The organism is Bombilactobacillus bombi (assembly GCF_013607485.1).
In the GTDB taxonomy this organism is placed as follows: domain Bacteria; phylum Bacillota; class Bacilli; order Lactobacillales; family Lactobacillaceae; genus Bombilactobacillus; species Bombilactobacillus bombi_A.
Genome location: NZ_SCHP01000037.1, coordinates 1 through 10,894 on the forward strand (window position 1 = coordinate 1; position 10,894 = coordinate 10,894).

General features: G+C 34.9%; 8 protein-coding genes, 1 pseudogene and 1 other annotated feature. Of the genes and pseudogenes, 2 read left to right on the forward strand and 7 right to left on the reverse strand.

Translation table 11 applies throughout. The annotated features are described in order from the left end of the window. The 4 genes and pseudogenes from EQ827_RS06660 to EQ827_RS09190 all read right to left on the reverse strand — a co-directional run. The coding region (locus EQ827_RS06660) for a carboxymuconolactone decarboxylase family protein (protein ID WP_181190222.1) at positions 1–201 on the reverse strand (201 nt) is incomplete at its 3' end. 150 nt (positions 202–351) lie between these two features. Beyond that, positions 352–2,016 (reverse strand): putative polysaccharide biosynthesis protein, encoded by a 1,665-nt coding sequence (locus EQ827_RS06665; RefSeq protein ID WP_181190223.1) that lies wholly within the window; start codon positions 2,014–2,016, stop codon positions 352–354. Between the two features lie 33 nt (positions 2,017–2,049). Next, the gene (leuS, locus tag EQ827_RS06670) at positions 2,050–4,470 is read right to left on the reverse strand and encodes a leucine--tRNA ligase (RefSeq protein ID WP_181190224.1); all 2,421 of its coding nucleotides are present in this window, start codon (positions 4,468–4,470) and stop codon (positions 2,050–2,052) included. A 38-nt stretch (positions 4,471–4,508) separates the two neighbouring features. Then, positions 4,509–4,714 (reverse strand) — a binding site (T-box leader). Positions 4,715–5,185: 471 nt separating this feature from the next. Continuing rightward, positions 5,186–5,584 (reverse strand): annotated as a pseudogene (locus EQ827_RS09190) (glucosaminidase domain-containing protein); the annotation flags it as partial. Positions 5,585–5,966: 382 nt separating this feature from the next. On the opposite strand from EQ827_RS09190, the gene EQ827_RS06680 reads away from it, so the two are divergent. Beyond that, positions 5,967–6,581, forward strand: coding sequence for a phosphatase PAP2 family protein (locus tag EQ827_RS06680; RefSeq protein WP_181190225.1), 615 nt, complete (start codon positions 5,967–5,969; stop codon positions 6,579–6,581). Here EQ827_RS06680 and EQ827_RS06685 read toward each other — a convergent pair. The 3 genes from EQ827_RS06685 to EQ827_RS06695 form a co-directional block, all read right to left on the reverse strand. Next, on the reverse strand, positions 6,535–8,028 hold the full coding sequence (locus tag EQ827_RS06685; RefSeq protein ID WP_181190226.1) for an MDR family MFS transporter: 1,494 nt from the start codon (positions 8,026–8,028) through the stop codon (positions 6,535–6,537). The two genes, EQ827_RS06680 and EQ827_RS06685, sit on opposite strands and share 47 nt — an antisense overlap. 11 nt (positions 8,029–8,039) lie before the next feature. After that, complete coding sequence (gene metK / locus EQ827_RS06690) at positions 8,040–9,239, reverse strand: methionine adenosyltransferase (protein WP_181190227.1); 1,200 nt, start codon at positions 9,237–9,239, stop codon at positions 8,040–8,042. Positions 9,240–9,351: 112 nt separating this feature from the next. Next, positions 9,352–10,524 (reverse strand): SAM-dependent methyltransferase, encoded by a 1,173-nt coding sequence (locus EQ827_RS06695; RefSeq protein ID WP_181190228.1) that lies wholly within the window; start codon positions 10,522–10,524, stop codon positions 9,352–9,354. Between the two features lie 102 nt (positions 10,525–10,626). Here EQ827_RS06695 and EQ827_RS06700 point away from each other — a divergent pair. Next, positions 10,627–10,894, forward strand: a 268-nt coding sequence (locus EQ827_RS06700) for a hypothetical protein (RefSeq protein ID WP_181190229.1), incomplete at its 3' end; no start/stop codon positions are given.

Sequence of the window (10,894 nt, forward strand, 5' to 3'; positions counted from 1 at the left end):
ATGTGACATAATGCAGCCTTCGCAACGATCTGCAATCGCAATTCCCAAAGCAATCATTTCCTTAGTTTTTGTATCTAAAGCGCCTGACTTAAGTGATTCTTTAACTAATCCACCAAAAGCTTGCATTTCAGCAGGCGATTGTTCCCGCAAAACTTTAGTTTCTTGGGCAAATTTTTCATAATTATCACTGTAATTAACCATAATAATTCCTCCCTAATCTTTCTATTTTAATTAAAACGCAATCAGAAAGTGTTTTCAACAATTTTATTTACAGATTATATTGGATCCATTTATTTGCATAGACAAAAATAGGATTGAGACTAAAACAACCTCCCAATCCTATTTGTAACATTAACTAATGTGTAATTTTTTGCGTAACAAAACAATCTTAGGGCCTAAAATCTTTTCAGCTAATCTGACTTTTAATATCAAATAACCATAAAGTGCTACTCCAATCAGAACTTCAACAATTAATAAGCCTACTGATAAAATTCGATTATCCACGCTAATAAAATGATAAGCTCCCCAATCAATAGCCAGCACAATTATCAACATAATCGTAGATAAGAATAAAATACCACAAGTACGCCGAAAAGTTTGCCGAATTTCAAAGCCAAATTTGTATCGCAATAATTGAAACATCAACAACGAAGTCACAGTCATTCCTATACCCGTAGCAAGCAAAGGCCCAAAAGTTTTAAAAAGATAAATACAAGGATATTGACAAATAATTTTAACGCCAAAACCAATTAAAAAATATTTAATCGCTAAACCATTTTGATATAACCCCTGTAAAATAGCTGATAAAACTGTGAAAAGTGCCAATAAAATAGCAATAACTGAATTGAATTGTAAAATAAAAATACCCAATTGGTCATACCGATAAAATAAAATATAAAGCGGCTTAGCTACTGCATACATGCCTAAAGCTGAAGGAATCATAACTAAGAAAAACAACTGTAAAGTATTGCCAATTTGTGCACTAACTTCTGGCCAATCTTTTTTAGAATACGCAGCCGATAATAATGGTACTGCTGTAATTGCTAAAGCGGTCGATAAGGACACGACAATCATTATTAACTTATTGGAATTAAAACTAAATAAGGCATACAAAGAATTCAAAGTGTTTGTCGATAAGTGCATCACTGTACTCATCATAAAGTTAAAAGTTTGTTGATCGAAAATTTGGAATAAAACAATTCCAGAATCTAAAATAATAAACGGTAAAGCTTGGCTCCAAATTTCCCAAAAGAAATTTTTCTCACTGAGATCAACTTCATTTTTACTACCCTTAGACAAAGCCCGCAATTTAGGTAATTGTCGCAAGAAATAGACACCCAGAATTCCCAGACCAAAGATAGCCCCAATAAAAGCAGCAAAAGTAGATTGCGCGACCGCAGTAATATAGCTACCATTTTTAACTTTCATAACAAAATAAGTTGCTGCTAAAATATAAATTACTCGCGCCACTTGTTCGATAAATTGCGAAATAGCTGAAGGTGCCATCTGCTCATAGCCTTGAAAGTATCCTCGGACAATACTCATGATGGGGATTATTAATAAAGCCCATGATAAAGCTCTTAAAATTGGCACTACATTTTGATCGCCGCCAGACAAGAGAACTGCTAAAACTGGGGCTCCAAAATACATTATTGCAGCTGTCAGGACACCAGTGACTGCCATAATCTTAAGTCCCTGACGAAATAATTTATTACCGGTAGCATATTCATTAATCGCATTATAATGAGCAATCTGTTTAGAAATTGCCCCAGGTATTCCCGCAGTAGAAATTATTAAAAATAAACTATAAATATTGTAGCCTTTACCAAACAATGAATTGGCTAATTTAGCCATCAATAACGAACCAAACCAGTTATTCCAAGGAATAACATAGATTGCACCGAGAATACGGGAAAAAATGCTCCCAGCCGTCATCCACGCGGAACCTCTAATTAAACTGGACTTACTTTGAGAAACTTGCCCAGATGTCGTGGATGTTTGACTATTTTGCGTCATTTCATCTGTCCTCTCTGCATGGTTTTGAAGCTTTTATTTTACTACAATATTGACAATTTTGTTAGGAACAACAATTACTTTAGCAACTTTCTTATCGGCGATGAATTTTTGCAAATGCTGATTTTGAAGAGCTAATTTTTGCAATTGTTCTTTTGGCGTATCAATGGGAACAGTAATTTTATCCCGCAATTTGCCATTCACTTGTAGAATAACTTCTACATTGTCAGTAATTAAATCTTCTTCATGATAAGTCGGCCATTGTGCATAAGTAATAGATTCTTGATGACCTAACTTCTGCCATAATTCTTCCATCATGTGTGGCGCAATTGGTGCTAACAATTTCACGAAACCTTCTGCATATTCACGAGGGAAAATTTTAGCTTTTTGAACATTATTACAAAATACCATCATTTGCGAAATTGCCGTATTAAATTGTAATTTTTCATAGCGATCTGTAACAATTTTAACAGTTTCACTATATACCTTTTTCAAATCTGAATTATCCTGCTCAACCACAAAGTCTGATCGTAAAATATTATCATCGTCATTATTAATATATAAGCGCCAAACACGCTCTAAGAACCGATAAGAACCAGCTAAGCCCTCTTCACTCCAAGAAATCGAAGCATCTAAAGGCCCCATAAACATCTCATACACCCGTAAAGCATCAGCACCATATTCAGCAACTACGTCATCTGGATTGACTACATTCCCTTTTGACTTAGACATTTTTTCATGGTTTTGTCCTAAAATCATTCCTTGATTAAATAACTTTTGGAATGGTTCCACGGTAGGAACAACCCCAATATCATATAAAAACTTATGCCAAAAACGTGCATATAGCAAATGCAACACTGCATGTTCGGCACCACCAATGTATAAGTCAACTGGCAGCCAATCTTTTAGTTTTTGATAATCAGCTATTACCTGATCATTATGAGGATCTACATAACGTAAGTAATACCAGGAACTGCCGGCCCATTGTGGCATGGTATTAGTCTCCCGGCGGCCCTTACGTCCATTTTTATCAACCACATTAACCCAATCTGTTAAGTTAGCTAATGGACTTTCACCGGTTCCAGAAGGCTTAATATCAGCTTCAACTGGCAATCGTAACGGTAACTCATCTTCAGGAACTAAGGTAGTTTCGCCATCTTCCCAATGAATAACTGGAATAGGTTCTCCCCAATACCGCTGTCTAGAAAATACCCAGTCGCGCAAGCGATAGTTAACTTGTTTCTTACCTACTTGATGTTCTTCTAACCAATCTACCATTTTAGCGATAGCTTGTTCTTTATTAAGATCATTTAAAAATTCTGAATTAATATGCTTGCCATCACCAACATAGGCGGCATCATCAATGTTACCACCGGCAATAACTGGGGTGATTGGCAGAGAAAACTTGCGAGCAAAGTCATAGTCCCGCTGATCATGAGCAGGAACGGCCATAATCGCTCCTGTACCATAGCTAGCTAATACATAATCAGAAATCCAAATAGGAACTTTTTTGCCATTAACTGGGTTAATTGCATATGCACCAGTAAATACACCCGTCTTATCGGTATTTAAATCTGTTCGATCTAAATCACTTTTGCGTGCTGTCTGTTCTTGATAAGCCTTCACAGCATCTGCCTGTTGAGATGTAGTAATTTGATTAACCAAATCTTTTTCGGGTGCCATTACCATGTAGGTAGCTCCAAAAATAGTATCTGGACGAGTAGTAAAAACATCAAATTTCTGATCACTATCAGCAATGCTAAAAGTTATTTGAGCACCAGTGGAACGACCAATCCAATTTCTTTGCATATCTTTAATGCTCTCAGGCCAATCCAATAAATCTAAGTCATCAATTAAGCGATCAGCATAAGCAGTAATCTTAAGCATCCATTGTCGCATTGGTTTACGATAAACGGGAAAACCACCCCGTTCGGTTTTACCATCAATAATCTCTTCATTGGCAACCACCGTACCTAAATCTGGACTCCAGTTAACCGGAATTTTGGCTTCATAAGCCAAGCCTTTTTTATATAACTGCTCAAAAATCCATTGAGTCCATTTATAATAGTTAGGATCAGTCGTATTGACTTCACGATCCCAATCGTAAGAAAATCCTAATGAATTAATTTGCTTTTTAAAGGTGTTAATATTTTTTTGGGTAAATTCTCGCGGATTATTTCCCGTTTTAATTGCATATTGCTCAGCTGGCAAGCCAAATGCATCCCAACCCATGGGATGTAAGACATTAAAACCTTGCATCCGCTTCATTCTGGCAATTATATCTGTAGCTGTATAGCCTTCTGGATGTCCCACGTGTAGACCCTTGCCGGAAGGATAAGGAAACATATCCAAAACATAAAAATTATCTTTATCTTTAGCTGTTGTAGTTTTAAAAGTTTGGTTTTTTTGCCAGTATTCTTGCCACTTTTTTTCGACAACATTATGGTTATAACTCATAAATAATCCTCCTTATAAAAAAATCCTATTGCTATTTGCAATAGGACGAATAACCGCGGTACCACCTAAGTTTTGCATGTTATTATGCAACTCTTTAGTAGTTAACGATACCCCGTAAATATCTACTTTTATTCAATATTTAAACTTGAGAATGAGTTCATTGAACCTTACTTATGGAATCACATCAACCTTCCACTTTCTGAAAAGTAAGAAATCAATTACTATTTTCTCGCTTTGTTTATTAAACATTGTTAATAATATTTAATATTATAAATAATCTAACAAACTATTGCAACTGTGCAGGAGAACTTTTTTCCGTATTTTTTTCATTTGCAGGAATTTCTTCCTTATTTACTGAAACATCACCATTAGATTGGTCAGTTTTGGAAACTTGTTTCTTAACAGTGATAGCATCGTGTTTTTTAGGCAAAGTCTGATTGATTAAAGGCAGTGCCTTAACAGGAGGAATTTGTGTAATCTCTTTATTCAGATTAATAGCCTCTGAAATTTCATCATTAATAGCTACGGGCATTTTTACATTAGGTTGCTTCGATGCGCTAGCAAAAGAATGATTATAATGATTCAAAATAATCACAGGTGCCTGCTGCTTTTGATAAGCACTAGCACTCAAGTGCGGTTGTGTCTGATTAACTACCCAATTAACTTTATTAACCACAATATCATTAACACTAAGCTGCTCACCGGGTGTCGGTGATTGATCAAAACGGGTTAAATTATATTTTTCAATAAGACCATTTAATTTTTGATCATAAGTTGTATCGGTAGCATAATGTCCAGTTAGAGCTTTGGTAGCATCTTGATATGTCGGCGCATTACTCCGCCAAACAGGACCATAAAGTTGCTCGTTAGACCGCAAAACACGGACGTAATCCTCTAGAGATTCTTTATAAGAAGGATAGCGTCGAAAACCAGAATTGATAGAAAATAAGTTGCCCGCACCATCATCTTCTTGAGTGCTAAAATTAACACTTTGTCCTTCATAAGTACCCTTTACACCAAATAAATTATAATTAGGTGCCTGGGCCAGGCCACTAGTTCCCCAACCACTTTCTAGTAATGCTTGAGCAATCATTACGGAAGCATATAAGTCATTGTTGCTTGCTAATTTTTGTGCCGATAAGCCTAAATAATTAAGGAATTTTTGATCACCATAGCCATTGGAAGTTACAATATTTTCAGGATTTGCTGCATTATTAATATTAATAGTCATTGGCACATTATCATCTGCTTTAACTGTTGTAGCTAAAAATTGACTTCCTATGCCGACTGATAAACAGCTAAAACTGATAATTGTAAAGCGAGTAAAAAATTGCTTCTTACATACTTTTTTTAGACCACTAATTTTTTTGTTAAAATACAATTGATAATTCAAGTGTACAATCTCCAAACATAACTATTTATGATATATTTATCACGTATTAAACACTCTACCCTATATAATACTAACTATTTAATATAAACACAAGGGAGTTACTATGCGAAATAAACACGTAAACAAACTTATTCCAATTATTATTTTATATTCACTTTTTATTTTACTTGCAGGATTAGTTTACAATAATGTATCCCTAATTGATAACTTTGATAAATCAGTTTTTCAAATCCTCTTTTTTAAAAATCCTGATCTAGTTAAGTTTTTTCAAGTCCTTACTAATATAGGGACACCCTCTTTAACTGTTATTATAAGTATTATTGGCAGCATATTAGTTTCTAAACGTCAAAAATTATTTTTAGTGAGTAGCGTTTTGATTAATACAGTTGCTAACCATTACTTAAAGTACATTTTTCAAAGACCTCGCCCAACTTTAACTCACTTAGTTGTAGTTCACGGCTTTAGTTTCCCTAGTGGACATACAGTCGCTATAACTGCGTTAGCCTTAAGCCTACAAATCATCATCTTGCAACGCACCAAAAAACGAACAGGTATTTACCTGCTCGCTATCTTAGATCTATTAGTAATTAGTAGTCGAGTTATCTTACACGTCCATTTTGCAAGTGATGTCTTGGCAGGAACTCTATTTGCTAGTGCTAACACACTTTTAATTAAATATCTGATATTTGATATTCACGCAACAACTTTCGACTCTTAAAATCGAGCAAGTTAACTATAAAAGCTAGCAATAAAATCAATAATCCGACAACATAAATCTCATGTAAACTGGAAAAAACAACTTTACGAGCCAGTGATAAATATTTTGCTGGCACTAAATTAGCAGTAGAAGGATTAATCATGTTATTAACCATATTGAAAGTTAAACCATGATAATTTTGAACTCCTTGAGCTAGTTTCAGGTTCATCACAACTCCAAATACTGAAATCATCAATGTCTGTCCTAAACTCCGCGCCAAGGTATTAAAACTAGTCGCCGTACCTACTTCTTGCATCGCAACCACACTTTGGGAAGCGACCGTGGAAGTTGTGACTGCTAAACCAAAACCAAAGCCATAAACTGCTGAAATTAATAAAAAGACATAAAAAGCAGTCTTTAGTGGTAAGAATAGATATATGATACATCCTGTAATAAGCAGTAATAATGCCGTCGAAGTAATGCGGTGAGGTGGATATTTAGCAATCATTTTGCCAGCAAAATAAGAACCAACCAGCCAAATTACAGAGCTCGGAGTTACTGCAAAACCACCAAGAATCGGTGGTAATCCTAAGACACTTTGCATCCAAATTGGTAAATAAGTTTCAAAACCAATTAAAAATCCTGAAATTAACAACATCGTTATATTTTGAATAACAAATAACCGATTTGTAAAAAGATGAATAGGGACAATGGGATCAGCCTGGTGACGTTCAATTTTAATTAAAATCACCAAACAAATTAAAGCCAAGCCTAACAAAATTGCACTAATAGTTAGAGTGTTAACGGAATTAAGATTTTGTAAACCTAACATTAAAAATATTAAAGTCCAAGTTAAAAGGATAATCCCCTTAAAATCAATTGCCTGTTTACGCGCCTTGATATTTTCATGTAAGAATAATTGAACTAACGCCATAGTCAATATTCCAATTGGAATGTTAATTACAAAAACCCAGTGCCAGCTAATTCTTTCAACTAAAAATCCCCCTAGTAAGGGTGCAATAATTGAAGCAATTCCCCAAGAAGCACTGTTTAAACCTATCATATTGGCTCTTTTTTCCAAAGGATATATATCTGCTAGTACAGTATTAGTAAGTGGCTGAATAGCACCTGCACCCAAACCTTGCAGAAGCCGAAAGAAAATTAACTGCAACATTGTCTGCGACATACTACATAAAAATGAACCCACCACAAAAATTACTAAGCCGATATTTAACAGTAATTTACGGCCATAACGATCGGATAATTTACCATATATTGGTGTTGTAACTGCACTCATCAATAAATAAATTGAAAACACCCAGTTCATTAAACTCAAACCGTGTAAATCCCCAATAATGGTGGGCATTGCCGTTGAGACAATTGTTCCCTCAATTCCCGTCATAAAATTAGCTATAAAGACGGCAACTGTTACTAATTTTACATTTGTCTTCTGCTCAGTTTTTTTCACACATGTTCAACCTACTTTCGCAATATTTCTTGTAATTCTTGGACTTTATCCAAATGTTCCCAAGGCAAATCTACGTCCGTTCGACCAAAATGCCCATAAGCCGCTGTTTGTTCATAGATAGGACGTTTTAAATCTAACATATCGATAATACCAGCTGGTCGCAAATCAAATACCTGACGAATTGCAGCAACAATTTGGTCGTCAGTATATTGACTAGTGCCAAAGGTATTAACATCAATTGAAACTGGTCGAGCTACCCCAATAGCATAGGCCAATTGAATTTCAATCTGATCAGCAATTTTCGCTGCTACTAGATTTTTAGCAACATACCGTGCTGCATAGCTAGCCGAACGATCTACTTTAGTGGCATCTTTACCAGAAAAAGCCCCACCACCATGATGAGCAAAACCACCATAAGTGTCGACAATAATCTTTCTACCTGTTAAACCAGTATCACTACTTGGCCCTCCTAGAACAAAGCGACCAGTGGGGTTAATCAAAAATTTAGTCTTTTCATCTAAAAATTTAGCCGGGATAACCTCTTTAATTACTTTTTCAATAATATCATGCTTTAAATCCGCTAATTTTATTTCCGGATTATGTTGAGTACTTAAAACTACTGTATCAACTCTTAAAGCACGACCCTTATCATCATATTCAACGGTTACTTGAGCTTTAGAATCCGGCCGCAAATAATTCAAAATTCCTTTTTTACGAACTTGAGCAACTTGATAGGTTAATTTGTGGGCCAATAAAATTGGTAAAGGCATATATTCAGGAGTTTCATTAGTTGCATATCCAAACATTAATCCCTGATCACCAGCGCCAATTTGATCATAAGGATCAATATCAGCCTGCTTTTCACGTTTTTCTAAGGCAGCATCAACGCCTTGAGCAATATCTGGCGACTGTTGATCTAAAGCTACGATAACTGCACAAGTATCTGCATCGAAGCCATAATCAGAATTCGTATAGCCAATGCGACGAATGGTATTGCGAACAATTGTCTGGATATCAACATAAGCACTGGTCGTGATTTCCCCAGCAACTAAAACTAACCCAGTTGTTACAGTGGTCTCACATGCAACACGTGCATCCTTATCCTTAGCTAAAATTGCGTCTAAAACTGCATCACTAATCTGATCTGCTATCTTGTCTGGATGGCCTTCTGACACTGATTCAGATGTAAAAAAATGTTTCTCTTTTTCCAAAATACTTTTCCCCCTTATTCGGTTACAGGTAAGCAAACTTGCTCCATCAGGAATTTAATTAACCTAAATATGTTATCACAAAAAACAGCATAATAAAAATCTTTATTCACTTTTATTGATAGACATAATCGCGCGTCATTGGCAGTTTAGAACCAGATGGCCCCTTAGTTAATAAATATTGCATGACATCAATATTTCCCGAAGCAAATGAAGCCGCACAAGCTTGTAAATATAAATCCCACATTCGAACAAATTTTTCACCCATCATTTTAGTAATCTGTTCACGATGCTCATTAAAGTTTTTATCCCAAATTTCAGTGGTCTTTTGATAATGGCGACGCAACATTTCTAAGTCACTAAGCTGTAAACCTGACTTTAAAATACTATTAATATTTTCCTCAATTCCTGGAACATACCCACCCGGAAAAATCCATTTATCAATCCAAGCATTTGCAGCACCTTCTCCTTGACGAGTAATACCGTGAATTAAGGCCACGCCGTCATCCTTCATAAATTTAGCAATATCCGCAAAATATCCTGGTAAATTTTCTTTACCAACATGCTCGAACATTCCAACTGAAACCACATAATCCCATTGCCTACCATCCAACTCCCGATAATCGGTTAAAATTACTTCTGCATCCTTTTCTAAATGCAAATCTTTAATCTTTTGCGAAACAAAGTCAAATTGTTCTTCACTTAGGGTAATACCAGTAACTTTTAAATGATATTTTTGTACTGCAGTAAACATTAAAGTACCCCAGCCACAGCCAATATCAACCAAAGTTTTCCCCGGTTGCTGATTGAGCTTCTTAAGAATATGATTAACCTTGTTAATTTGAGCAGTTTGTAAATCATCATCTGGATGCTTGAAATAAGCACACGAGTAAGTCATAGTGGGATCTAACCATAATTTATAAAAGTCATTTCCTAAGTCGTAATGTTCCTGAATGTAACCTTCGTTATCACTTTCTGAATGCTTACGATGAGGCATAATCTTTTTAAGTGTTTTATTATAGAAGAAACTATTTTTATTCTGATAAGCAGCTAAAATCAATTTTTCGATGCTGCCCTCGATTTCAATCTTCTTAGCCATATAGGCTTCACCCAAAGCTAAGGAAGCATTATTCGTTATTTCCTTTAAGGAAATAGCTTCATTAAATTTTATCTTGACTTGGGGTTCACCTTCACCATACTTTTCTGTAGAATTATCCCAGTAAGTTACCTCAATTGGAATATTAAAGGAATTTTTTAATAATTGCTTATAAAACGTTTTTTCTAACATACTATTTCTAACCTCTATCTAATTTCAATACTAAAACACTACACCAATTAAAAAATATCTTCAAATATAAAATTAAAAATATTTTAAGGATTGAAAATAACAATGAAACTAATCAAGCTATTATTATCTACAATTATTGGCAGTCTCAGTATTATTATTTATCCGATTATTTTAACACAAAAATATCCATATCACTTTGATAACAATATGCAAGTAGCTCTAGTAATGTTTTTCGTCATTACAATTTATGGCTTCTTTTTTTTACCGCTCCATCCCAATCGATATTTTAAATTCCTATATACTTTAATAATTGCATTAGTTTTATGGAAAATGGAGCTTAAAACTCTTCCTATTTATCTAATTAGTATAT

What these genes read in the sequence shown, in the direction of transcription:
- EQ827_RS06665 (WP_181190223.1), bottom strand. Translation starts at nt 2,016, where the DNA reads ATGACGCAAAATAGTCAAACATCCACGACATCTGGGCAAGTTTCTCAA.
- leuS (WP_181190224.1), bottom strand. Translation starts at nt 4,470, where the DNA reads ATGAGTTATAACCATAATGTTGTCGAAAAAAAGTGGCAAGAATACTGG.
- EQ827_RS06680 (WP_181190225.1), top strand. Translation starts at nt 5,967, where the DNA reads ATGCGAAATAAACACGTAAACAAACTTATTCCAATTATTATTTTATAT.
- EQ827_RS06695 (WP_181190228.1), bottom strand. Translation starts at nt 10,524, where the DNA reads ATGTTAGAAAAAACGTTTTATAAGCAATTATTAAAAAATTCCTTTAAT.